At 56.3% G+C, this 22,694-nt stretch carries 21 protein-coding genes; 12 read left to right on the plus strand and 9 right to left on the minus strand.

The genetic code is table 11. The features are described 5' to 3' along the window. Positions 1 to 6: 6 nt before the first annotated feature. From C4520_05340 to C4520_05355, 4 genes are all read right to left on the minus strand, one after another. On the minus strand, positions 7 to 543 hold the full coding sequence (locus C4520_05340) for a 2-oxoglutarate ferredoxin oxidoreductase subunit gamma (GenBank protein ID RJP23866.1): 537 nt from the start codon (positions 541 to 543) through the stop codon (positions 7 to 9). Continuing rightward, entirely contained in the window at positions 543 to 1,376 is an 834-nt protein-coding gene (locus C4520_05345; GenBank protein ID RJP23867.1) for a 2-oxoglutarate ferredoxin oxidoreductase subunit beta, read from the minus strand. Before C4520_05345 ends, C4520_05340 begins: the two co-directional genes overlap by 1 nt. Beyond that, positions 1,376 to 2,548 (minus strand): 2-oxoglutarate ferredoxin oxidoreductase subunit alpha, encoded by a 1,173-nt coding sequence (locus tag C4520_05350; protein ID RJP23868.1) that lies wholly within the window; start codon positions 2,546 to 2,548, stop codon positions 1,376 to 1,378. The genes C4520_05345 and C4520_05350 overlap by 1 nt, the downstream gene beginning before the upstream one ends. 66 nt (positions 2,549 to 2,614) lie before the next feature. Further along, a complete protein-coding gene (locus C4520_05355) occupies positions 2,615 to 4,252 on the minus strand; it encodes an FAD-dependent oxidoreductase (protein ID RJP23869.1) in 1,638 nt (545 codons plus the stop codon). Between the two features lie 312 nt (positions 4,253 to 4,564). Here C4520_05355 and C4520_05360 point away from each other — a divergent pair, with 312 nt between their 5' ends. Genes C4520_05360 through C4520_05370 form a run of 3 tightly spaced genes read left to right on the plus strand, consistent with a single transcriptional unit; the run spans position 4,565 to position 7,971 of the window. Beyond that, complete coding sequence (locus C4520_05360; GenBank protein RJP23933.1) at positions 4,565 to 4,837, plus strand: transcriptional regulator; 273 nt, start codon at positions 4,565 to 4,567, stop codon at positions 4,835 to 4,837. Positions 4,838 to 4,855: 18 nt separating this feature from the next. Beyond that, positions 4,856 to 5,299: a hypothetical protein gene (locus C4520_05365; GenBank protein RJP23870.1), complete on the plus strand. Its 444-nt coding sequence runs from the start codon at positions 4,856 to 4,858 to the stop codon at positions 5,297 to 5,299. Between the two features lie 2 nt (positions 5,300 to 5,301). After that, entirely contained in the window at positions 5,302 to 7,971 is a 2,670-nt protein-coding gene (locus tag C4520_05370) for a heavy metal translocating P-type ATPase (GenBank protein ID RJP23871.1), read from the plus strand. Between the two features lie 19 nt (positions 7,972 to 7,990). On the opposite strand, the gene C4520_05375 is transcribed toward C4520_05370, so the two are convergent. From C4520_05375 to C4520_05385, 3 genes are read right to left on the minus strand one after another with little or no spacing between them, the layout of a single operon-like run. Next, complete coding sequence (locus C4520_05375; protein ID RJP23872.1) at positions 7,991 to 8,710, minus strand: response regulator; 720 nt, start codon at positions 8,708 to 8,710, stop codon at positions 7,991 to 7,993. Beyond that, positions 8,707 to 10,941 (minus strand): hypothetical protein, encoded by a 2,235-nt coding sequence (locus C4520_05380; protein RJP23873.1) that lies wholly within the window; start codon positions 10,939 to 10,941, stop codon positions 8,707 to 8,709. The genes C4520_05375 and C4520_05380 overlap by 4 nt, the downstream gene beginning before the upstream one ends. 32 nt (positions 10,942 to 10,973) lie before the next feature. After that, complete coding sequence (locus C4520_05385; protein ID RJP23874.1) at positions 10,974 to 12,857, minus strand: hypothetical protein; 1,884 nt, start codon at positions 12,855 to 12,857, stop codon at positions 10,974 to 10,976. Between the two features lie 162 nt (positions 12,858 to 13,019). Between C4520_05385 and C4520_05390 the strand changes: the two genes are divergently transcribed. Continuing rightward, positions 13,020 to 13,940 carry an ABC transporter ATP-binding protein gene (locus tag C4520_05390; GenBank protein RJP23875.1) on the plus strand — a complete coding sequence of 307 codons (921 nt, stop codon included), beginning with the start codon at positions 13,020 to 13,022 and terminating at the stop codon, positions 13,938 to 13,940. Positions 13,941 to 13,984: 44 nt separating this feature from the next. Here the strand turns inward: C4520_05390 and C4520_05395 are convergent, their stop codons facing one another. Next, positions 13,985 to 14,329 carry a hypothetical protein gene (locus C4520_05395; GenBank protein RJP23876.1) on the minus strand — a complete coding sequence of 115 codons (345 nt, stop codon included), beginning with the start codon at positions 14,327 to 14,329 and terminating at the stop codon, positions 13,985 to 13,987. 92 nt (positions 14,330 to 14,421) lie between these two features. Between C4520_05395 and C4520_05400 the strand changes: the two genes are divergently transcribed. Both C4520_05400 and C4520_05405 read left to right on the plus strand, forming a co-directional pair. After that, positions 14,422 to 15,087 (plus strand): hypothetical protein, encoded by a 666-nt coding sequence (locus C4520_05400; GenBank protein RJP23877.1) that lies wholly within the window; start codon positions 14,422 to 14,424, stop codon positions 15,085 to 15,087. A gap of 13 nt (positions 15,088 to 15,100) precedes the next feature. Further along, positions 15,101 to 15,346, plus strand: coding sequence for a hypothetical protein (locus C4520_05405; GenBank protein RJP23878.1), 246 nt, complete (start codon positions 15,101 to 15,103; stop codon positions 15,344 to 15,346). 16 nt (positions 15,347 to 15,362) lie between these two features. Here the strand turns inward: C4520_05405 and C4520_05410 are convergent, their stop codons facing one another. Continuing rightward, positions 15,363 to 16,655 (minus strand): aminopeptidase P family protein, encoded by a 1,293-nt coding sequence (locus C4520_05410; protein RJP23879.1) that lies wholly within the window; start codon positions 16,653 to 16,655, stop codon positions 15,363 to 15,365. Between the two features lie 100 nt (positions 16,656 to 16,755). Here C4520_05410 and C4520_05415 point away from each other — a divergent pair, with 100 nt between their 5' ends. The 6 genes from C4520_05415 to C4520_05440 all read left to right on the plus strand — a co-directional run bounded on the left by C4520_05415 (position 16,756) and on the right by C4520_05440 (position 22,667). After that, a complete protein-coding gene (locus C4520_05415) occupies positions 16,756 to 17,286 on the plus strand; it encodes a VOC family protein (GenBank protein ID RJP23880.1) in 531 nt (176 codons plus the stop codon). Between the two features lie 41 nt (positions 17,287 to 17,327). Beyond that, positions 17,328 to 18,551 (plus strand): DUF521 domain-containing protein, encoded by a 1,224-nt coding sequence (locus C4520_05420; protein ID RJP23881.1) that lies wholly within the window; start codon positions 17,328 to 17,330, stop codon positions 18,549 to 18,551. Positions 18,552 to 18,586: 35 nt separating this feature from the next. Next, positions 18,587 to 19,003, plus strand: a complete 417-nt coding sequence (locus C4520_05425; GenBank protein RJP23882.1) for a DUF126 domain-containing protein — start codon at positions 18,587 to 18,589, stop codon at positions 19,001 to 19,003. A gap of 148 nt (positions 19,004 to 19,151) precedes the next feature. Further along, positions 19,152 to 21,029 carry a reverse transcriptase-like protein gene (locus tag C4520_05430; GenBank protein ID RJP23883.1) on the plus strand — a complete coding sequence of 626 codons (1,878 nt, stop codon included), beginning with the start codon at positions 19,152 to 19,154 and terminating at the stop codon, positions 21,027 to 21,029. 85 nt (positions 21,030 to 21,114) lie between these two features. Beyond that, positions 21,115 to 22,065, plus strand: a complete 951-nt coding sequence (locus C4520_05435; protein RJP23884.1) for a DUF523 domain-containing protein — start codon at positions 21,115 to 21,117, stop codon at positions 22,063 to 22,065. Between the two features lie 161 nt (positions 22,066 to 22,226). Then, positions 22,227 to 22,667 (plus strand): pyridoxamine 5'-phosphate oxidase family protein, encoded by a 441-nt coding sequence (locus tag C4520_05440; protein RJP23885.1) that lies wholly within the window; start codon positions 22,227 to 22,229, stop codon positions 22,665 to 22,667. The last annotated feature ends 27 nt before the right edge of the window (positions 22,668 to 22,694 follow it).

Raw genomic sequence — 22,694 nt, forward strand, 5'->3', positions numbered from 1 at the left:
AAGTGCTCATTTCCGGAACAAATCATAGCCGATGCGGAATGCCTCGCGGTTCTGGTCGTGGAATTTCGGCATGACGCTCAGGAGGCTCTTGAGGACGATGTCCTGTTTGAGGATGTCAACGGCGGCGGCGACTACGCCGAGCATGAGCGAGTTTGCGAACAGGGGGCCGTCGAAGTGTTTGACCGAGAGTTCGTTTGCCGGCACCGCCTTCTGCCTGCATTGAAGCGTTGAGTCGGTCTCATTGACGAAAGCCGGATCGAAGAGAATCAGTCCGTAATCCGGCATCAGGCGTTTGAACTGGTTGTAAGCGGCGCCCGAGAGCGCGATGAAGCAGTCGGGGGATTCGCAAATGGGGCTGTCGATAATCTCTGGTGAAAGCACGACCTGGCTGCGGACATAGCCGCCGCGCATTTCGGTTCCGTGGCTTTTCAGCATGCTGACGCGAAGTCCCTGTCGGACGCCCGCTTCGCCGATGATCTGTCCGAGGCGGACGACTCCCTGGCCTCCGAATCCGCTTGCAAGAATTTCGGTGCGCTCGTTCATCAGGAATATCTCCCGCGAATTTCATCGACTTTGCGGCGCATGAGGGTCGAAAACTCCGGCCTCGAGTTGCTCGCATCATGATAAATGCCGGTGCGCCAGATGGTTTCTTCTTTTTCCTTGCCCAGAGGCGCGGCGTGCCGTTTGATCCAATTGAATATCTCGACTGGTTTTCTCGTGCCGAGCGCGTTCTTTCCGAAGTTGGTGGTGCACGGATAGACCACGTGGACCAGCGAAAGCCCGTTATTCTGAAGCGCCTTTGTGAGGCTCTCGACGAGAGAGGCGCCGTCCATGCTCACGTGCCTCGCGAGAAAGGTGGCGCCGGCTTCTTTCAGGATGCGCAGGACATCACGTTCCGGCTGGACCCAGTTCGGTTCAAACATTCCGTAGGGACTGCTGTCGGTCACAACGCCCGGCGGAGTCGTCCATCCGAACTGTCCGCCGGTTGATTGATAACCGAGGTTGTCGCAGACCATGATGGTCATTTGCGCGTTCGTTCTGACGGCATGGAGTAGATGATTAAAGCCGATTCCGAACGCATCTCCGTCGCCCACGGTGAGAACGATCCGCTTCTCCGGCGGGAGCGCCAGCCGCAGACCGCGGGCAATCGCGTACACGCGTCCATGGGTTCCGGCGAAGCTGTCGCCTTTCCAGGTGGCGAACGTTTGCCGGCCCGCACAGCCGATGGAGGTTCCCCAGACGATATCACTGACCGTTAAGCCGACACCGTCGATCGCTTTGACGAGCGCCTTATGGCACTGTCCGAGTCCGCAGCCCGAACAAGCGGTGCTCGGTATTTTCCTTGAGCGCAGGTATTCGGTCGCGAGATAATCCATTACCACGCCTCCGTTTCCCAGCCGCGGCGGCGGGGCGGCTTGCCTTGGAGCAGGTCGTCGAATATTTGGCTTAATTCGGCCACAGTGGGCAGTTCTCCGCATTTGCCGAAGAAATGCACTGAACTTTCGCGCGGGGCGGCTCGCTGAATTTCGCGCACCATTTGGCCGTCATAATTCAACTCGACCGACAGATATGTTGCGTTTCGCTTGAAGAGTTCGTCCGGGAACGGCCACAGCGATATCGGCCTGATCATGCCGATTTTCTTTCCTTGCGCGCGCGCCTTTTTCACCGCCGTCTTGACGACGCGTGAAGGCGTGCCGAAGGCCACCGCGATGATTTTGGGATCATCATCGAGGAACAGGGACTCGTGCCGCGTGATGAGATCCCGATGATTTCGTATTTTGTAAATCAGCCGATAGGCATGTTTATGCTGCGCCTCGACAGTCTCGATGTCGTATCCTTCCTCGGTCGGCGTCCAATCAGAGCAGAGCGCGCCGGTGTCCTTGCCAAGGACGACGGGCGGAATATCGATCTCGTCGGTCGGCGGATAGAACTGCGGGCCCGGATGCGCTTTTCTCTCGGCGAAACGAAGCCCCATCGCCTGCTTTTCCTCGTCGGTCTCAGGGATGCTGAGGTCTTCCCAGCCGTCGGTGATAAGCTGGTCGGCGAGAACGGTGACGGGGGTCCGGAAGCGTTCTGAGAGATAGAAGGCTTCAATAGTCAGGAAAAAAGCTTCCTGCGCGCTGTTCGGCGCGAGCACGATTGTCTCGAAGTTGCCGCCCTGCGTCACATAGCGGCTGAGGTAGAATTCTCCCTGGCCGGGAGCGCCGGTAATTCCGCTGACGGGCCCAACCCTTTGCGAGTTGAGGACGACGAGCGGGATCTCGCATCCAATCGCCCAGCCGTAGGGGTCGGCGTACAGGATGAAGCCGGGACCTGAGGTGGCGGTCATGGCTTTCATACCGCCGAGGGCCGCTCCAATCGCCATATGCATTGCGGCAGTCTCATCCTCCGTCTGCACATAGAATCCGCCGACGCGGGGCAGCAGTCCGGACATGGCTTCGGCTATCTCGGTTGCCGGAGTGATCGGGTATCCGCAGAAAACGCGGCATCCTGCCATAACTGCCGCCTGCGCCACGCCGAAGTTTCCCGTTTCCAAATAGCGTTTCATCCGCTCGTTCCTTCTACCTTCCGCATTATCTTGGTATTGCAGCGAGCCGTGGAATCAACAACGGCCTCATTTTTTCTCGACCACTTCGATTGAAAAATCGGGGCAGGCGTAAAAGCACGCCATGCACCCGACGCACTGTTTGCTGCGCGAGGCAAACACCGGCCTGTATCCGCGGTTATTGAATTTTTGTCCTGCTTCAAACACATTCAGGCCGCAGACTTCGATGCAGTAGCCGCATTCTTTGCATCCTTCCGTATGCACTTCAACTTCATAAAGGCGGGCATCGCAGTTTCTGCAACGGGCCGCCTCTTTCATTGCCATTTGTTTTGTCAGCCCGATTTCGATTGGGCGGAAACTGCTGGGGTGGTCGCTCAAGGGAATGCAGGGAATCGAAATGCGTTCTTGCTGTGCTGCGCCATCTTCCAGAACGACGCTCTCCTCGACCGGCGCGAGCGGCTGATCAATCTGGCCGGGTCCCCCGAGGAATTTATCAATTGATGATGCCGCTTTTCTTCCGTGGGCGATCGCCTCGATAATGGATGCCGGCCCGCTCACCAGATCGCCTCCGGCGAATAGTCCGTTCGTACCGGTGGACAAGGTATCCGGATCGACTGCAATTCGTTTCGTGTCGCGCCCGGCTTTTACTCCGATAGATTCGGCGAGATCGGGGGTTTGACCGACCGCTGCGATCACGGTGTCAACGGTCATCCTGAATTCGCTGTTAGGGACAGGAATGGGAGCAGGCCGCCCGCCGGCGTCCTTCTTTCCCAATTCCATTCGGAGCATGGACAACTCCAGCCGCGAGCTTTTTGGTTCGACGCGAACGGGGGCGGCAAGAAAGAGAAAAGTGACACCCTCGAAGACTGCGCTTGTAACTTCTTCCTGGTATGCAGTCATTTCGGCTTGCGATCTGCGGTAAACGACAAAAATTTCGCGGGCGCCGAGGCGGACTGCGCAACGGGCGGCGTCTACAGCGGTATTTCCACCTCCGATCACCGCAACCGTGCCATTCAGCGCAAGCTTCTGTGCCCGATTCACTTTTCTGAGGAAGGAGATGCCGTCGATGACGCCTGGCAAGTCATCTCCCGGGATACCGAGCGCGGCTCCTTTTTGTGCTCCGCAAGCCAGATAGACTGCATCAAATCCCTGTTGAAAGAGTTGATCGACCGACTCGACCGGCCGGCGCGTCTCTATCACAACGCCTATCTGCCTGATCTGCTCGATTTCGGCGTCCAGAACTTCGCGGGGAAGCCGGTATTTCGGAATGCCGAAGCGCAGCATTCCACCGGGTTCCTCGAGCGCTTCGAGAACGGTCACGGCGTGGCCGAGCGTCGCGAGATAATATGCCGCCGTCAGTCCGCTCGGGCCAGATCCGACGACCGCCACTCGTTTTCCGGTTTTGGGTGCCAGTTTGAGGTTCCTGCGCCAAAGGTCTCCGCCTTTTTCGGCGGCTGCCCGCTTGAGCGCCCGGATGGCGATCGGGTCGCCGAACTGCCGGTTCGCGCATCCGGCTTCGCAGGGGCTGAAGCATGCATGGCCGCACACGGATGGAAAGGGGATGCGCTCGCGGATTACCGCCAGCGCTTCGTCGAACTTGCCCTCGCGGATGCGGCGGATATACCGCGGCACATCGATTCCGGCTGGACACGCCTCGCGGCAGCGGGTCAAGCGCAACTGCTCACGGGGCACTTCTTTTGGCTTCATTGAGATTCTTTCCTCCAGCGGGATTAGTTCCTATGGAGTATATAGGAAAAGAGGCCGAATTATCAAGTAATTCAGGGCATTTTGAAATATTTACATGAACGGAAAAAGAGGGGGTGAGAAATCCGGCGAGTTTCGGGGACCACGCGAGGCGCGTGGCTGTCGCTGCGCTCCAGCAACGCGAATTCCGTGATTGGAGCCAGCCCCCTTCGCCCGGACAGGCCTTGCCGGCTTGCATACCTAAGGGGGGTATGGTATAATTAAAGCAATGGGAGTATTCGGAAAACGAAATTCAGGAGAACGTAAATGGCTGAGGTGGCCACCACTCACAGAGAACAAGTTGCGCGCCTGAAGAGAATCGAGGGGCAGATACGGGGGATACAGCGGATGATCGAAGAGGAGCGTTACTGCATTGATATACTGTATCAGCTCCAGGCAATTGAAGCGGCCGTAAAGGTTGTCGAGGCGAACATCCTCAAGAAGCATCTTCAGCACTGTGTTGGGGATGCCGTCCGCTCGGGTTCAGAGCGCGAGCAGGACGCCAAACTTGAGGAGATAATCAAGCTGCTGTTTCGTCTTAAGATGTAGATTGCAGAAAGGTAAGCTATGGAAGCCGAAGTTGGGAAAGTCATTGATACGCGCCCCGGCCACGCGCACGTGGAGGTCCAGCAAAGCTGCATTTGCTCGAGCTGTAAAGTTGCCTCAAGTTGTGTGCACGGAACAGGCGGCGCCAGGATCATTGAGGCCCGGGATCCGCTCGGGGTATCGGTTGATCAGCGGGTTCGCATCGAGTTGTCGAGCGGCGGGTTGATCGGCGCCTCTTTTCTCGCGTACATAGTGCCCATTATCGCCATGTTTATTGGCGTTGTGCTTGGGTACTATCTGCCGGGGGAGGAGCGCAGCGACACGTGGGCCGGTCTTGGAGCGGTAGCCGGATTGGGAGTCGGCGTGCTGGTTTCTCGCGTTTCGGCGGACTGGCTCGCCAGGCGGGGCAAGATAACGCCAACGATAACGGCCATAGTTGCAGAGGGCGACATGGAGGAGAGATAGAGATGCGAGCGAAGACATTTGCAGTCAATGGCATGACGTGCAACCACTGTGTTCAGACAGTCACGAAAGCTTTGAAGAATGTTGCGGGTGTGGAGAGTGCGGACGTTTCGCTCGAGCGGCGATCGGCGGATGTTCGATACGACGAGAAGAAAACCGATCCGGGCGCCATTCGTCGGGCGATCATCGAGGCCGGTTATGAAACAGACGAGGATTCAGGGGAGTCGGACGAGACCGGGTCTGGAGGCGATTCGATTGCTTCACGAGATTCGCCTGCGCGAAGGAGCCGATTCAAGATATCGGGCATGACGTGCGCCAATTGCGCGCGCACGATAGAACGAGGAGTGCAGGCGGTCGAAGGCGTTGTTTCCGCTTCGGTCAATCTGGTAGCGGAGACGCTGACGGTAGAATATGCCGATGGCGCCGTCGATGCCGAAGCCGTTAAGAAGAAAGTGGAATCGCTCGGCTACGGGGCGGCGCTGAGGGACGGCGAGGCGGAGACGCTCATATTCCGCCCGTCCGGGATGCACTGTTCGAGCTGCGCGGGCACGATCGAGAGCAGGCTCCGCCAGACTGCCGGCATCAGATCGGTGTCGGTGAATTTTGCGGCCGAGCGGGCGACGGTGGAATTTGACTCATCTCAGATCGATAAATCGCAAATTTTCAGGGTCGTTCGCGATCTTGGCTATACGCCTGAAGAGGAGCTCGAGGAGGAGCCGGAAGACAAGCGCGATCTGTACTGGCTGTTGTACAGCATTATCCTATCGATTCCAATAGTTTCCTCGATGTACGTGAATGTTTTCGGGACGGCTGAGCCGTATGTATTATTTGTTTTCACGACGCTGCTCCAATTCACTGCCGGATTGACTTTCTATTCGGGCGCCTATCATTCATTGAAGAACAGATTCGCCAATATGGACGTACTTGTCGCCCTCGGAATCAGCGCGGCGTACCTCTACAGTGCGGCGGTAACCTTTTTCCCCTCGTATATGCCTTCGGCGCATCTATTTTATGAGACATCCGCCTTACTGATCGTTTTCATCCGGTTCGGCAAAATGCTTGAGGCTCGCGCCAAGGGGCGGGCGAGCCGGGCGCTGAGGAAACTGCTCGAGCTTCAGGCGGAGCGTGCTCGTCTTCTGGTGAACGGGACGGAGCGCGAAGTCTCAGCGTCCGAGGTTACGATCGATGACGTCGTTGTGGTGCGGGCGGGCGAGAAAATTCCGGTGGACGGCGTGATTGTGGAGGGAAGTTCCAGCATTGATGAATCCATGATCAGCGGCGAGTCGGTTCCGGTGGACAAGGAACCGGGCAACGAAGTGATCGGAGCGACGATCAATCGGACAGGTCTTCTCACGATTCGGGCGACGCGCGTCGGCAGGGATTCGGTTCTTTCGCAGATCGTACGGATGGTGGAGGAGGCCCAGAGCGACAAGGCGCCGATCCAGCGGTTCGCGGACGTTGTTTCGAACTATTTTGTGCCGGCAGTCGTGGTGACGGCGGCTGCGACGTTCATTTTGTGGCTTAGCTTCGGCTCGCCGGCGGCAATCGGGGGAGGCAGCGTTTTCATTTTCGCGCTATCGGCGGCAATAGCCGTTCTGGTTATCGCGTGTCCGTGTGCGCTTGGCCTCGCTACACCGACGGCCATCATGGTCGGAAGCGGAATCGGGCTCAATCGCGGCATCCTCTTCAAGCGGGCGTCGGTGCTGGAAAACATCTCGCGGCTGCAGACGATCGTTTTCGATAAGACCGGCACGCTCACCGAAGGCGCGCCTCGTGTGACTGATGTCGTTGCGCTCGATGGATCGCTCGATGAGAAGGGGTTGCTGGAGCTGGCGGCGGTGGCGGAGAGCAAGTCGTCGCATCCGCTGGCCCGCGCCGTAGCCGAAGAGGCAAAGAGACTTGGCCTGCATATCGAGGAGCCGTCGGCGTGTGAAGAAGCCGGCGGGAAAGGGATTATTTGCAGGCTGAATAATGGAGCCGATGCCGAGTTAATTGTAGGAAACCTGAAGCTGCTGCGCCAATATTCCGTTGAGATGGGCCGGGGAGAGGAGGCGGCGGCCGATCTGATGGCGGACGGCAAGACGATAGTATATGTGGCTTCGGGAAGCAAGCTCAGGGGCCTTGTGGCTCTCGCCGATGCGCCGAAACAAAATGCCGCCCGCGCGCTTGACGAACTGCGCCGGCTCGGCTTGAAGACGTGCATGATCACCGGTGACAACAGAAGGGCGGCCGACGCTATTGCGCGCGATCTCGGAATAGGAGAGGTTGAGGCGGAAGTGATGCCGGGGGAAAAAATAGAGGCGATCAGGAAGTTCCAATCGAATAATCAGCGGGTCGGCATGGTTGGTGACGGCATCAATGATGCTCCGGCGCTTGCGCAAGCGGACATCGGAATCGCGATTGGATCGGGCACGGACATCGCCAAGGAGACGGGCGACGTCGTGCTGGTGAAGAGCGACCTGATGGATGTGGTTCGAGCAATCAGGTTGGGCCGGCTCACGTTGCGAAAGGTGAAGCAGAATCTGTTCTGGGCGATGATTTACAATACGATAGGCATTCCGATTGCGGCTCTTGGTTTTCTGGAGCCGCGCTGGGCGGGTTTGGCGATGGCGCTCTCATCGGTATCGGTGGTGACAAATTCGCTACTGCTCAAGCGGTCCGGCAGGAAATTATGACGGTGATGTCGATAAGTGTCTATTCAGATTTCTCCTCATCCGTTGATTTGCCCAGATCAAGCATTCCCATTTGTCCGACATACGGAGCTGAGCGCACGCGCTTCAGGCGGGTAATGCGCTGGAGCACTTCCTGAATCCTGCTGCAGCTCTTGAGAATGATCTCGATATCTTCCCCGGATAATGGAACACCCTCCTGGAGGTCGCTTTGCATATTTTCGGCGGAAAGGACGACGGCCTGAAGCGGGTTGTTGATTTCGTGGTGAAGCATGATAGCCATCTCGCCGAGCGCGGCGAGTTTTTCGGCTTCAGTGAGTTTCTCGCGGGTGGCGCTGAGCTCATCATACAGCGTCTTGGTTCGCATGGCGGAGCGGACGCGAGCCAGAAGCTCCTGTGAATCGAAGGGCTTGGTCACGTAATCGTAGGCGCCGCTTTCGAGTCCCTTCACTTTACTCCTGAGATCGTCCATTGAGGTGACCAGGATGATGGGCACGTATTTGTTCTCGTGGATTTTCATGATCTGTCTGCACAATTCGAACCCGCTCATCTCCGGCATCACCACGTCCAGCAGGATCAGGTGAGGCTGGAATCGCCTGTCTTCGCTAAAGGCTTTTTCGGCGGTATGGGCGACTGCGACATCATATCCGCTGGCGGCAAGCTTGGTTTGCAAGAGCTCGGCGTTAATCAGGTCGTCGTCCACGACCAGGATTCTGCCTCGCTCTTTGCTTGTTCTTGCTGTCATTGTGCGATGAAAGTGATTTTGCCTGCGCCGATATTGCCGTAGTAATCGACAGCTTTCAAGACCACCGTGTGCTCTCCCTCTTCGAGTTCATCCGTTTGAAAGACAACCGTTTCTTCCGAGGAATCGAAAATTCCGTCTTCGGGGAAGACCGGCCGCCATTCACCCGCATCGATGCTGTAATGGACAGCATTGAGGGGGCTGATACGATCTGAGATACTGGCGGAGACGCGGTAGCGTCTTGTAGCCTTCACTTTGCCGGCGGTCAATCCTTCAACTTGAGGGGAGGTATTATCGATGGTGAAAAAGTCACTCATTCGTTCGTCCTCCAAGGCGAGAGTTTCCGGATTGGCCGGTTGATCTGAGGCGACAACTTTCACCTGATACTCGCCATCGGGAACGGTTTCAGTATCCCAATCGTACAAGCTCTCGTTGATGTCTTTTTTCAGCGGCTTCCATTTCTGCTCGCCGTCCCCTCTGAAGAACAGGCCATATCTCAGTTTGTCATTATTCTGATCTTGAGCTTGCCATTGAATGCGGATTTTCGCATTTTTCGCGCTCGGACCGTTAACGATCTCTTCATTGTTTGATGCGGGCTTATTTTCGGCCTGGCCGGCAGATGGCGGCATTGCCGGGGGCATTGCCTTCATGGCGGCGGCCAGATCATTCGGGGCGGCGTCATTGTTATTTGGGGCTTTGCCGCCCACAGAAATCGAGTGGATTTTGGGCGGGAGGTTATTCTGGATATATGCCACTGTCACCTTGCGCAGCTCCGGTGATTCGTTTGGGTCCGACGTTTGCAGAATTGCGCGCCACTGGATGTAGCGTGCGGCCGGCGACGGAGATACGAAACTCTCTCTCGTTCCTCCATCGGGCCCCCATGCGCTCCAGGTGTCATCCGGGACCTGGCTATTTCCGCTCCGGGTTGAGAAAAGGATTCCGGTCCCGCGGGGGGTATCGGCTTCCCAGAATACTCGTCCCCATGTCGATACCGCTGTTGCGTCATGGACTTTTGAGAAAAAAGTTCCTTTCGCGGCATAAACCCCGCTGAATTGAATTACCGCCGCATCATTTCCCAGACCGGCCGCTATCGAGCCGTCCTTTTTTTGACGCAGCGCCAATACCTGTTTTTGGTCGGCCTTAAAAAAAGTTCCGGCCTCTCCGCCGGGTGAGACTATATATATTGTACCTTCGTCGCCCGAACCTGCCAGCAGATGTTCTCCCGCGAACGCCAGTGAAAAAATCAGCCGGTCGGGCGAAACCCAAAATTTTGAGGCGGCGCCGTTTTCGTCTATCTTATAGATTATGCAGCTTCTTTTTTTCGGAGTCGGAACTGCCGGGATTCCGGGAAGCGGGGCGGTCGGCTGGCCGTTATTGCCACCGTGCCCATTCCCGGACAAATCGATTTGGCCAAGGGCTTGTGCGGAAGACATATCGGCTGGCGCATTTTGGGGAGGTGAGACCTTTACGAAAAGGTCGCCCGGCGATGAAACCGCATAGAGGTTTCCCTGGGCATCCAGTGTCATTGCGGTGACTTCTTCAAGTTCCGTATCATGGAAGACCGCCGGTTTCCCCTTTCTATCGAATCGATAAATGATCCCATTCTGATCGGTTCCCGCAAAGACATTTCCGCGATCGTCGCCTATGAGCGAGAGCAGACGGCGCTCACGGGAGTCGTACAGGATGCGGCCCTTTCTGTCGGGACTGATTGCGAATAATTTCCCGTCATCGCCGGTTCCGGCCATCAAAGTTCCATCTTGTGTTTCCCAGAGCGCCCAGACAGCGGCCTGGCCGGTGTCGTAGTGTTCAGCGACTTCTCCTTTGGGATTAATCGTATAGATTTTCCCACCGGGGAATCCACCGGCGTACAGGGTCCCGTTTTTTCCCGCAAGCAGGGCAAATATTTGCTGCAATTTCAGTTGTGCGAAGGGCTCTGGCGTTCCATTGGGACTGATAAAAAAGATTCTGCCATCGCTGCCACTTCCTGCATAGAGGCGCCCTGCGGAATCTTCGGCGAGCGTCCACGCATAGCGCGCGTTCAGGTGAGCCGTTTGTGCTTTTGGGGCAAGCAGGATTCTGCCCGGCGCGATGATGGAAACGCCATCCGGCTCACCGGCGTCGAATGAGTTTTTTGTATTCTGCTCCCAAAGGGAACTGGTGACGGCCGACGCGCTGACGGCTGAGGTGATCATGAGAAAAAAGACAACTGCTCCAAGAACGGTTCGCCCTCTCAATTGCTTCCTCCTTACCTGAAACGGTCAGTCATTTATGAGGCTTTTCGAGTGACGGTGATTGGCACAGTCACAAAGCCGGAGATTTCATAATCGGTGGTCACATGCTCTTCGAGAAGGATGCTCGAGCGGGTTATCCCGATCGGTTCCTTCCCGATGGTTTGGGAAAGCACGGAGAAGATGGATGAAGGCAGCGCCGCCATTTCTTCTCCGTTGATGACCACTCCCGGATCGGTAATGAGCAGGCGGATATCGATCCGATTGCCGGGATAGGGCTCATTGATGAGCTCAAGAAGATGCTCGATACTGGTTGGCCTGAGCGAGTATGGATTGCGCATGCTTTCAAAAGCAGCCGTTTGAGAGGCGGCCGATATCTGCAAGAACGCCTGTCCCTCGGGGAAGTTGTCCGGTATCTTCAGACTGACATCCTGCTCCAAGTTCGCTTTCATGTATGGCTGCATGATGATCTTGAGGTCGATTGTTTCACCCGGCTCCAGCGTGTTCTTCCAAATACGAACGCCGGTGATCTGAGCGGTATCGACCGCTTCCTTCACGTCGACGTTAATGGACACCTTCTTGAGGGTCAGTTCCTCGAACTCGTTATTGAGCAGACTGCTCAGGTCCCGGAAAAGTCCCAGCGAGGCCAGCATAGGCAGGCCGCCGAGGCCGGAGACGAAGTCGTCATTGCTGACGGTAGGATACTTATCCATCTCGATATCGTAATGGATGGAGGCGGCGAATTTGCCGAAATTGTTGTAGGCGCTCGTGAACGAGCCGCTCAAGGCCATTCCCACCAGCGGCGCGAGCAGTTGCCGATTGCGCGCCACCTCAAAATGATATTCTTGCGGCGGCTCGCCTTGCACATGAACCCGCAACTCGACGGGCACCATGCTTGGGGATCCGCCGAGAATGCCGGCAATGCCGGTGCTGCGATCCTGGACCAGTGCGCCGACTGACTTAAGGGCAGTGCTCATCTTGGAGGATACAACCATGCTGGACAGCACCGTGTGCACGTATGCGGTTGTCATTGGCAGATCTATCGGTCCCGACAGCATGAAAGGATGCCCGAAGGCGAGTATTTTCCCGTTATCGTTGAGCGTGACGGTTCCGATAGCCGAGGCGGACAAATCGCCGCGCACGAGTTGAACGCCGATAGCCGATCCTTCTTCGAAGGGGACTTCGAGACCTGAAAGATGCTCGGCGAACGAACCTCCGATCACGGGGACGACGCCATAGCCTTCAAGTTGGGGTTTGAAGAATTCAATAGCTTCCGGCGAGAAGCCGGAAAAAACCATCGGGGTCATGATGGGTTTCATGGTCGCATATTCGCTATTGATTACCGGAAGTGCGACTTTATAATTGGCTGTCTCGGCCCATCCTTTTTGGCCGGAAGCGCCGGTCCTTGTTATTGTTTTCTGTTCGCCGGCACGTTCGAACTTGAAAATGTCGAGCATCTCTCGAATCGGCGTGATGCCGGCGATTGCCTCTTTTGAGAAGGGCCAGGAATATGCAAGCGCTCCGATGATGCGGCCGTCGATATAGACGGGGCTGCCGCTCATTCCCGCGATTACGCCGGAGACCGCGATCGGTCCGCCGGAGATGCGCGCAAGGATGAGGTCGCTGCGCGGGGAAACGTTGTAGACGACGCTGAGTATTTCCACATCGAACCGTTCGATGGTGGTGCCGGAGAAGACGGTCAGGCCGTATCCTTTCATGCCGGGCTTGACCTCGTCGACGAACATAAACCGATCCTCAGCGGATACGGCTTCCGGCTCCGACATTTCCGCAAAAACGGAAGCGCCAAGTGGAAAAATAACGGTCAGCGCCAGGAGAACCACATTAAATTTTCTCAGATGCTTCATCATCCTGCTTCTTCCTTCATGCCGCCTTCGGCTGCTTCCGCACATGAGTGAAGTCATTTATCAATATTCACTTAAAATTGTAACGATTTTCAGCGTTTTCGTCAAATTTCGCGTTTATGACATATCTAATTGCAAGGAAAAAAATTCCCATTGTTCGGCTTTAGAGGAAATGCTACAATAGGCGCCGCAAGCAAAGAACCCATGAAAACGAGACGTTCTATGTCCGAATACGCACTTACCGTCGAAAACCTTCGCAAGTTTTATGGCAATATTTGTGCCGTAGACGGCATCTCTTTTTCGATCCAACGCGGAACCATCTTTTGTCTGGTTGGCCCGAACGGCGCCGGTAAAACGACAACGATGGAAATGATCGAGGGCCTGAAAGAACCGGATTCGGGCGAAATCCGCTTGTTGGGGATGCAGATTCCGCAGGAGATCGACCGGGTCAAGCAGTTGATCGGGGTCCAACTGCAGACCACCGGCCTTTTTGAACGTTTGAAGGTAAAGGAAATTGTTGATCTATTCCGTTCTTTTTATGCGCATCCGGTTCCGGCTGAACAAGTGCTCGAGGCTGTCTCGCTCAGGACGAAAGAGGACCAGTTCGTAACGGCGCTTTCGGGGGGGCAGCAGCAGCGCTTGGCGCTTGCGCTCGCACTGGTTAATGATCCCGAAATTGTTTTTCTTGATGAGCCCACGGCCGGGTTGGATCCGCAGGCGCGGCATGAGGTATGGCGCCTGATCGAGTCCATCAAGGATCGGGGTAAGACCATTTTCTTTACTACGCATTATATGGATGAAGCCGAAAAACTCAGTGACGAAGTTGCAATCATCGATAACGGGAAAATAATTGCAATCGATGCGCCGCGAGAACTTGTGGCCGGGTTGAATAAGGAGCATGTCATCCAGTTCACTGTGGAACCAGGTGTGAGCGGGGAAATTTTTTCCCAGTTGCACAAAGTTGGGGCCGTAAGTATGGCCAACGGCAATGTGGTGCTTTATACGGCTGATGTCAAGGAGTGCCTCATCGAACTGCTGAATCTCTCTCAACAGAAGGGGTTGGATATCAGGGACATGCAGTTTCGCAGCCCTTCTCTCGAAGATGTTTTTCTGGAGCTTACAGGTAAAATGCTGCGGGAGTAAAAGTTGGGATAAGGATAGCCGGGAAAACGCGACGGAAAACAGGATCAGCCGAACAAGTCCAGGCGCCGCCCCAAGGCTCTTTGGCCCGTTTGCTGCTGAAGATCAGCGTTAAGCAGAGGAGTTCGCTCGCCGTCTATCTTGGTGTCTTCTGTTTGCAGACCGCCGACGGCTGAATCCAAGGTGTTTACCTGCGCCTGATCGCCGCGCGAGCCGCGAACAGTATCTTCCGCCCCTAGCCCGGCAGTCGAGTTATTCACTCCGGTTTTTGCCGGGCGCACCGGATTCAGCGCCGGATCTAGTTGATTCGGCAATGCGGTGGTAAAAGCGAGAGGATTTAGGCTTCGTTGACCCATTGGTGAAATTATACCATCCAAATAGGGTTTAGTCAATCTTTGACAACTCTCCTTTCCTCTTGACGACAGCCGGTCGCGGCAGCATCATTTTGCAGATAACTTGAAGGAAAATGATGGGAACACGAAGAATGACATATGCGACCTGGTTGGGGGCGGTAATTTGCTTATTTTTTTTGCAGTCGTGCGCCCTAGTCGGACTGGTTCCGCTTTATCAGGAATCGGTGAAAGATGGCCAAGATATTTATACCATTCCTGCCGAAGACACGTGGCCGGCGGGGCCTCTTCCGGTAGCGATCGGAGCGATGGCGGCAAATCGAGCGGCGCTGGCTTATCTCGAGGAGGGCCCGCAGAGACTGTCTGCCCCCACGCAAGAGATGGAAACCATTTCAGGTGACGGTGCTGGAAGCTCTGATTTATTTTCCCTGGAGGAGCTAGGAACGGAGCTTCAGACAATTGTCTCGACTGTGATTTCCGATGACGAACTTTTCGAGGCGTTTATTCTTGACGAGGAATCGGGACGCCCTCGGATCGTGTGGGAGGCGGCGCACATTTCTGGTAGAGACGTACGATACCATGTCGGCGGGACGCTCAGCCTTGACCAAAGATCAAATAGACTTCGCATGCACTTGCGCCTGACGGACAGCCAGACCGGCCAATTGATTGGAACAGCATCGCGGGCGGGGCTTACAGTTGATGAAGCCGCCGAACATGCTGCTGAAGGGATTCTGACGTGGTTGAAAAACGACGTCAGACTTTATTTGATCAAAGCCGAGCAGGCGCGGCAGCAGGATTGAGACGGGGTAGTTGGTGTGGACACGGACACACGGACACACGGACGAGCACGGACTGACACGGACGGCACGGACACAAAAACGGGAAGCGACCGAAGACAGGGCAGACGGAGAGAAAGAGGCGGGCGAGGGGGGGACAGGCGACACAGACACAGGGACGAACACGGACACACGGACGGGCACGGACGCAAAAGAGGGAAGCGACCGAAGACAGGGATACACGGCGGGAGAAAAGCAGCGCGAGATTTGGCCAGATATATAAGAGCTTGGATACAGGATCACTTCTCGCAGAGGCAGTCCTGATCGAGAATGGCTGGTTCGATCGGCATCGCCGAAAGCAGCTCATTCCCGTTCTGCGTGATCAGAAGCGGTCTCTCCAATCTGAATCCGGCGACACCCGGCCGGTTCGCGACGATTGCAATCATCTGGATGTAATTGGGTTTCAGTTCGAACTCCGGCTCCGTGTTGCCCTCCTGCGGGTATTCGACGACGCACGGGTACCATTCGTGTCCGAAGTGGCCGATGCCGTGGCCGTAGCCGGGCAGCACGATGTCGTCCCAGTTGTTCTTCGCCACGAACGAAGTGACCTTTTGTGCGACCTCGCCGAGCGTGATGCCGGGCTGCATGGCGTCGATCAGCGTGTGGCACGTCTCGACGTAAGCGGCGGCTATTTCCTTCTGTTTTGTGGTGGGCCTGCCGACGAAGACATTGTGTGAGACGTCGCCGAGCATCAGCCCGTACATGGCATGAATATCGAGAAGGACAGCGTCGCCGCATTGAATGATCTTGTCGGTCGCAGGAGTGCACCCTCCCATCGCGTAGGCGGTGCGGTAGCCGGAGGCGATCTCCATTCCGCCGGTGAACGTCCAGGCGAATTCGCTGCCTGCATCGCGCGCCGCTTTCTCGGCGATGCCGGCGACCTGTTTTTCGGTCATGCCGGCGCGCAGTTCACGCAGCACGGCCTCATGGGCGGTGTCGCAGATGGCGCTTGCCTGGCGCATCAGCTTGACTTCTTCGTCTTCCTTAATGAGCGTGAGCTGATCGAAGACGTCGGCCGCATTCACCAGTTTTGCATTGGGCAGCCGGTAGCGGAGTTCCTCGTATTCGGCAAGGGTGATGTAGCCTTCGGGAAGATACGAACTCGAGCCGCTCTCGATGCCGATTGTGCCGCGCTCGAGGCCAAGGTCGGATATCTGCGTGACGATTGATTCGACGAAACCGGCCCCCTGTGACGGTCCATATGGGATAACTACATTAAGCCATGAATCGTCTTTGACGCGCTCCGCATCGAGCATCAGCGTGATCAGGCGCGGCTCGCTGTCAGCGGGAATAATGGCGACGCTGCGCCAGGGAACGAACGCGCCGGAGACATGCGTGATGGTTTTCAGCCGCGTCCCCACGAGGCAGTCGATTTTCTTTTGTTTCAGCGCCTCGCGAATTCGTTCGAGGCGTTCGGCGTATTTGATATAGGTGAACATGATCGGTCTCCTTCGAATGTGGTGGTATTCCCCATTCCTGGATGCTGCGACTGTGACAGATGTAATTTTGGGGAGAGGAATGGGGGGCTGCATGTTTGCAATGACAGGGGAATTCTATCTGGCGGGATGCCGGTTGTCAATCCTTTTGTGGCGAGGGGCGCGACTGGAGGCGCGACGCCCGCTTATGTGATGCTTGACAATTGGTTCCGCACGTTTTATGATGCCCGTGCCAGAGAGCCAATTTCATGTACGTGGAAAGGACCGGAGAATCAACATGTTAAAAGAAGTCCATCATACCGGCTTGAGCGTGACCGACATTGACCGGTCGCTCGAGTTGTACCGCGACATTTTAGGATTTGAGATCCAGTGGGATGCCACGATCGAAAACATTCCGGAGTTCGGCACCGTGATCAGTCTGCCGGGCGTGAAGGAGCGCATCTGCATGATGCGGCTGAACAACTGTCGGATCGAGTTGTTCCAGTTCTACGAGCCGAAGGGCAAGAAAATTGAGCGGCGCCAGTGCGACCTCGGGTACATGCATGTTGCGTTCGTAGTTGATGAACTCGAAGAAATCTGCCGAAAGCTGAGGGAGAAGGGGATCGAGTTTTATTCGAAGCCGCAGGACCTGGGGATTTATGAGGTCGTTTTCTTCAAGGGCTTCGACGGCGAGACGATCGAGTTGATGAGGCCGAAAATAGGAGAGTTTTCGAAGCCCAAATCTTAAAGCCGTGGGGCCAGCCCATTCACAGATCACAGGAGACGCCGATGAAATTGACCAAACAACAGCGGGCGATGCTCGAGGGCGAGCAGGGGCCGATCATCGCGATGGCGATGAATTACTTGGTGAAATACGGTGAGGCAATGAGCGCGGAGAAGCTGATTCCCGTTCAGAACGTGCACACCGTATTCACAATACCGATGGGCGGAGACGCCGAGCAGGTGGTAGGCCTGCTGAAGATGTTCGGCCAGCACCGCGTAAAGGTGCCGACGACGACCCACGTCGGCTTCCTCGATTTCAGGAAATGGCGCGAGTTCGGCATCGAGGAATCACGCTATGAGCTGCAGGCTTCGCTCGTTCCGATCGCCGCGCAGGCGGGCATCCAGCTTACCTGGACGTGCGCGCCGGAGATCATGGGCAACGCTCCGCTGAAGGGGCAGACCTGCGCGTGGATGGAATCGGCCGCGATCAGCTATGCGAACGGCATCCTCGGCGCGAGAACTAATCGCGAGGGCGCGGAATCGACGATGCCGGCGGCTGTCACCGGCTTCATCCCGTATTTCGGCAACCACATCACCAAGAACCGTCGCGGCACGATTCTGATTGAGGTCGAAGCCGACCTGGAAAATCTGTCCGACTGGGGCACGCTCGGCTACTTTGGAGGAGAACAGGCGGGGCTCGGAGTTCCCGTCTTCAAAAACTGCCGTGTGCCCGCGCTCGAGGAAGCGAAGGAACTGTGCGCCGCGCTTGCGACCGAAGGCGGCGTCGGCATGTTTCATATAGCCGGAATCACTCCCGAAGCGCCGACGGTCGAGGCCGCTTTTCAGGGCCGCAAGCCGAAGAGCCGGCACAAATTCACCAACAAAGAGAAGAAGCGAATTTACAAGCGGCTGAATAATTGTCCCTCGCCCGAGGTGGACATCGTGATGCTCGGGTGCCCGCATGCTACGTTGACGGAGATCGTCGAGGCGGCTCACCTGCTTGATGGGCGGAAAGTTTCTCCGAACACGCAGTTCTGGGTCTGTACGACCGAATCGATCCGCGCATACGCCGAGAAGCTTGGGTATGACAAAATGATTTCCGATGCCGGCGGCAAGATCATGGCCGATACCTGCCCGTGCATCAGTCAGATCGAGATGGCGCGCAACAAGAGGTACATGACGAATTCGGTAAAGCAGGCATATTATGCGCCGGGGCAGATCGGGGCGCAGGTGCATTTCGCGAATACGCGCGATTGTGTCGAGGCGGCGATAAAAGGAAGAAGGAGCTGATCTTCAGCAAGCCGGAAAGAAGGGGATAAAGCGCAATGGCGAAAACATTGACAATAAAAGGCAGGAAGGTGGTCGGCGGGCAGGCGGAGGGCGAGGCTCTGATCGCGGATGAGCGTGTCTCGTTCTGGGGCGGAACGGACCCCACGCGCGGCGTCGTTCATGAAGTCGGCAGCAAGTTCGAGGGCAAAAGCTTTGCCGGAAAAGTCTTCATTTTCCGATTCACGAAAGGCTCTTCAGGCACGTCGGCCTACATCAATATCGCAGCCCGGCTCGGAGTCGCACCCGCGGCCATCATCAATACGGAACTCGATTCGCTCTGTGTGCTCGGATGCGCGATTGCCGACATCCCGATGATGACCGATCTCGATAAAGACCCGTTCAAGGTCATCAAGAACGGCGACTGGATCAAGCTTGATGCGGACGCAGGCACGATCGAAGTGACAAAGAAATAGCCCCAAGATTTATTTGCCGAACTCCGAAGAAAGATTGCATCGGCAAGCGCAGTTCCAAGCGGTCCCGCCGAATGATGTGGATTATAGCATCTCGAACACACCCCATACAGGATAGCGTTAAAGTGATATTCGAAACTGAAAGGCAATAATGGATATTTTCCTCACCCCAAAAAGCGTTGCTATCATCGGCGCTTCGACGAATCCGATGAAGTTCGGCAGCATCATCATGGCGAACCTGTTCAATATCGGATATGAAGGCAAGATTTTTCCGGTCAATCAGAAAGCCGAGCCGATCGCAGGGCTTACCACGTATCGCTCGGTGATAGAGATACCCGAACCGGTCGATCTCGCCATTTTTGCGATACCGGCGTCGGGCGCGCTGGAAGCAATGCGCGACTGCGCAGCCAAAGGCGTCAAAGGAGTTGTAATAATTTCCTCCGGATTTACCGAAGCCGGCGAGGAGGGCGAGCGCCGCCAGCAGGAGTTGCTCGATGTTGCGCAGGTGGCGGGCATTCGCGTCATCGGTCCCAACACCACCGGGATTCTGAACCCGATCGATCGCTTCACCACCACGTTCGTTCCGCTGCAGGAGGTAAAGGCGGGACCGGTTGCCTTCATCGCGCAGACGGGCATGTTTGCTGGAATGCTACTGGAATGGATTCTGTCATCCGAATGTTTCGGAATCAGCCGCGTGATCGGACTGGGCAACAAATGCGACGTCGACGACGCCGACGCTCTCGAATATCTCGCGGACGATGAGCACACCAAGGCGATAATGATGTACATCGAGGCGATCAAGGACGGCAGGCGCTTCATGGATGCCGCACGCGCGGCGGCATTGAAGAAGCCAGTATTCGCGCTGAAATCAGGCGAGACCGGCGAGGGCGCTCGCGCTGCGATGTCGCATACAGGTTCGATGGCCGGAAACGACGCGATCACATCGGCTGCTTTCAAGCAGGCCGGCATTATCCGCGTCGATTGCTTTCAGAAACTCATCGACTACGCCAAGATGCTTGCGTATCAGCCGGTGGCGAAGGGAAACCGGCTGGCAATCGTTTCGTTGTCGGGTGGAGCGGCGGTCATGTCGACGGACGCCGCCATGAAGGCGGGATTCCAGCTCGCGCATTTCTCCAATGAGATACTGGCCGAAATCCAGAAAGAATATCCTTTGTGGGCGACCGTTCGGCATCCATTTGATATCGAGCCGCTGACGGAAACGGTCGGCTTCATGCCCGCGTTCAAAAAGACCGTTCGCTGTGCGCTCTCGAACCCGGACACGCAGGTATGCCTCATCGTCACATGGACTCCGTTTGCCGGAATGGGCTACTCGTTCGAGTTCATCAAAGAGATGCAGGAAGAGTACCCGGGCAAGCCGGTGGCTTTCTGCTCGATCGGTTATAAGAACAATCATGAAGCCCTTTTCCAACAACTTGAAGCAAAGCAGATTCCTGTTTATTCCAGTTTTACGCGCGCGATCGATGCGCTTGCGGCTTCAGTCGAGTACGGCAAATTCCTCGCTTCGATCCGGCAGGCAAAGCTGGAAGAGAGAAGGTTTCTGAGGTCGGAGCGGCCAAAAACAAAGCCAGCCGCCGGACCGAAGAAGCCGGATTCGCGTGAACGTCACGAGAAAGTGACGGTCTTTTTCGATGGCGCCTCGCGCGGCAACCCCGGCCCGGCCGCGATCGGAATTGTCGTTAAAAATCAAAACGGCGAAACGCTCAGCGAGGTCAGCGAGGCCATTGGGAAGGCCACCAACAATTACGCTGAATATACCGCCCTTATCCGCGCGCTCGAAGAGGCGAGGCGGCTCGGGGCGACCGAGGTCAAGTGCCTGTCCGATAGCGAACTCGTGGTCCGGCAAATGAAGGGCGAATATGGCATCAAGAGCAAGTCGCTCCTTCCCCTCGTCAGCGAGGCACAAGCGCTCCGGCGCACATTCCACAGATTCGGCATCCGCCACATTCCCCGCGAGCAGAACAAGCGGGCCGACCAGCTTGCGGGATTGGCGCTGAAGAAGCAAAATTGATTTACTGACGTTCCGGAACGAGTGCGTCTGCCGCCTCCCTCAGATCAGGCGAGAGCGCCGCATAATCAAAATCAAGAAGACCCTCATGGCCCAAATCATCACCGACAGAATCAAGATTGGCATCAGTGCGTGCAATTTCGGGGCGACTGTTCGCTGGAATCACCGGGGCTGGGATCGCCCGCTCCTGCTGGGCAGGGAGAAGAGCGATTTCATCTGGACGCCGGTGTGCCCCGAGGTCAACGCCGGTCTCGGCGTTCCGCGGCCGCCCGTGCGCCTTTCGGGCGGCAATGGGCACGAGTTCTGGTCGGGCGCCGCCAAAATGAAGAATCGAGCGGGTGAAGATGTGACCACGCTCGTAAAGGAGGGCTATCTGAAGTCGCTCGATACTCTCAGGCAGGCTCAGGTCGCGGCCTTTGTCTTCATGGAAGGCAGCCCCTCGTGCGGCGTGTATCGGACGACGCTCAGGGATCGCCGGCTTGGCCAACCGCCCGGCGCCTTCGGTTCGCTGCTCCTGAAAGATGGATATTTTCTGATACCGGCGATCGACCTTGAGAGTCCGGTGAAATGGTGGGATTGGCGGCGGCGCCTTCATTCATTCGTGTGGTTGAAACATCAGGAGATCGACTCGAAGAAACACATTTACGACATCTGGCATCTTTTAAAATTCATGTGCCAGGAGGTCGCCCCGAAGGAGTCGGCGGAAATCGGGCGGCGCCTTGCCGCGATGCCTTCAAAGTTCTCTCAGCCGTTTGCGGATCAGTGGAAGAGCGAGGTCCTGATGCTGCTGCGCAAACCGTCTACCCACGCCCGAATCGGCTCGATCATGCTCAAGCATTATGCGCATTACCGCAAGCACTTTAATCCGGCGGCAGGAGATATCAAGTCGCCACGCAGCGATATCGCAAAGCATGCATTCGTCCGGGAACTGCGGGAAATGGAGAAACGGGCGTACCTGGAAGGCTATGATTTTGCGGGGACTCCGGTGCTCTACAGGGCTTGTTCTCAGAGCCATCACTCTCTTCCTCCCACTTCTTGAAAGAGGGGAGGGGGGATTCACGTGTGATGGATATCTCCAAAGCCGAAATCCCCCTTAGTCCCCCTTACCCAAAGGGGGAAATTTGATCATGCTCTAATCCAGTTGACAACGATCCTACGAGCTTTCTTGCGAAAGACGTTGAGGGAAGGAGTGGAGAAGACATGGATGAGAAGCAGATGAGGCGGCTTCTAAAAAATCTCTTTCAGACCCAGCGCCTGGCCGTTCTGGCGACGCAGGGCGAAAACGGGCCGTATACGAGCCTGATGGCTTTCGCAGCAACGGAAGACCTCAGGCGCCTTCTATTTGCCACCGACCGCGACACGCGCAAATATCGCAACATGTCGCATAATCCTTCTGTCGCCTTGCTTATCGATAATCGAAATCCGGAGAGATCCCGCACCCATTTTGCGGTGACCGCTGTTGGGAAGGCCGTACCCGTCACCGGGACGGAAGATGAGGTTCTGCGGTCGGCTTTTCTCCGGAAACATCCCGATCTGCGTGAATTCCTTGATAAGGAAGGATGTACTTTGTTCAAGTGCTCGGTGGAGGAGTATGTCCTCGTTCAGAATTTCCAGGACGTCAGCGTGTACCGGCTGGGATAAAGGATGAGCCCATTTTGTAGGCGGGAG

Source organism: Candidatus Abyssobacteria bacterium SURF_5 (genome assembly GCA_003598085.1).
Taxonomy (GTDB): domain Bacteria; phylum Abyssobacteria; class SURF-5; order SURF-5; family SURF-5; genus SURF-5.

Coding starts and splice junctions, on each gene's coding strand:
- C4520_05340 (RJP23866.1), bottom strand. CDS start 543: ATGAACGAGCGCACCGAAATTCTTGCAAGCGGATTCGGAGGCCAGGGA.
- C4520_05345 (RJP23867.1), bottom strand. CDS start 1,376: ATGGATTATCTCGCGACCGAATACCTGCGCTCAAGGAAAATACCGAGC.
- C4520_05350 (RJP23868.1), bottom strand. CDS start 2,548: ATGAAACGCTATTTGGAAACGGGAAACTTCGGCGTGGCGCAGGCGGCA.
- C4520_05355 (RJP23869.1), bottom strand. CDS start 4,252: ATGAAGCCAAAAGAAGTGCCCCGTGAGCAGTTGCGCTTGACCCGCTGC.
- C4520_05365 (RJP23870.1), top strand. CDS start 4,856: ATGGAAGCCGAAGTTGGGAAAGTCATTGATACGCGCCCCGGCCACGCG.
- C4520_05370 (RJP23871.1), top strand. CDS start 5,302: ATGCGAGCGAAGACATTTGCAGTCAATGGCATGACGTGCAACCACTGT.
- C4520_05375 (RJP23872.1), bottom strand. CDS start 8,710: ATGACAGCAAGAACAAGCAAAGAGCGAGGCAGAATCCTGGTCGTGGAC.
- C4520_05385 (RJP23874.1), bottom strand. CDS start 12,857: ATGACTTCACTCATGTGCGGAAGCAGCCGAAGGCGGCATGAAGGAAGA.
- C4520_05390 (RJP23875.1), top strand. CDS start 13,020: ATGTCCGAATACGCACTTACCGTCGAAAACCTTCGCAAGTTTTATGGC.
- C4520_05400 (RJP23877.1), top strand. CDS start 14,422: ATGACATATGCGACCTGGTTGGGGGCGGTAATTTGCTTATTTTTTTTG.
- C4520_05410 (RJP23879.1), bottom strand. CDS start 16,655: ATGCAGCCCCCCATTCCTCTCCCCAAAATTACATCTGTCACAGTCGCA.
- C4520_05420 (RJP23881.1), top strand. CDS start 17,328: ATGAAATTGACCAAACAACAGCGGGCGATGCTCGAGGGCGAGCAGGGG.
- C4520_05425 (RJP23882.1), top strand. CDS start 18,587: ATGGCGAAAACATTGACAATAAAAGGCAGGAAGGTGGTCGGCGGGCAG.
- C4520_05430 (RJP23883.1), top strand. CDS start 19,152: ATGGATATTTTCCTCACCCCAAAAAGCGTTGCTATCATCGGCGCTTCG.
- C4520_05435 (RJP23884.1), top strand. CDS start 21,115: ATGGCCCAAATCATCACCGACAGAATCAAGATTGGCATCAGTGCGTGC.
- C4520_05440 (RJP23885.1), top strand. CDS start 22,227: ATGGATGAGAAGCAGATGAGGCGGCTTCTAAAAAATCTCTTTCAGACC.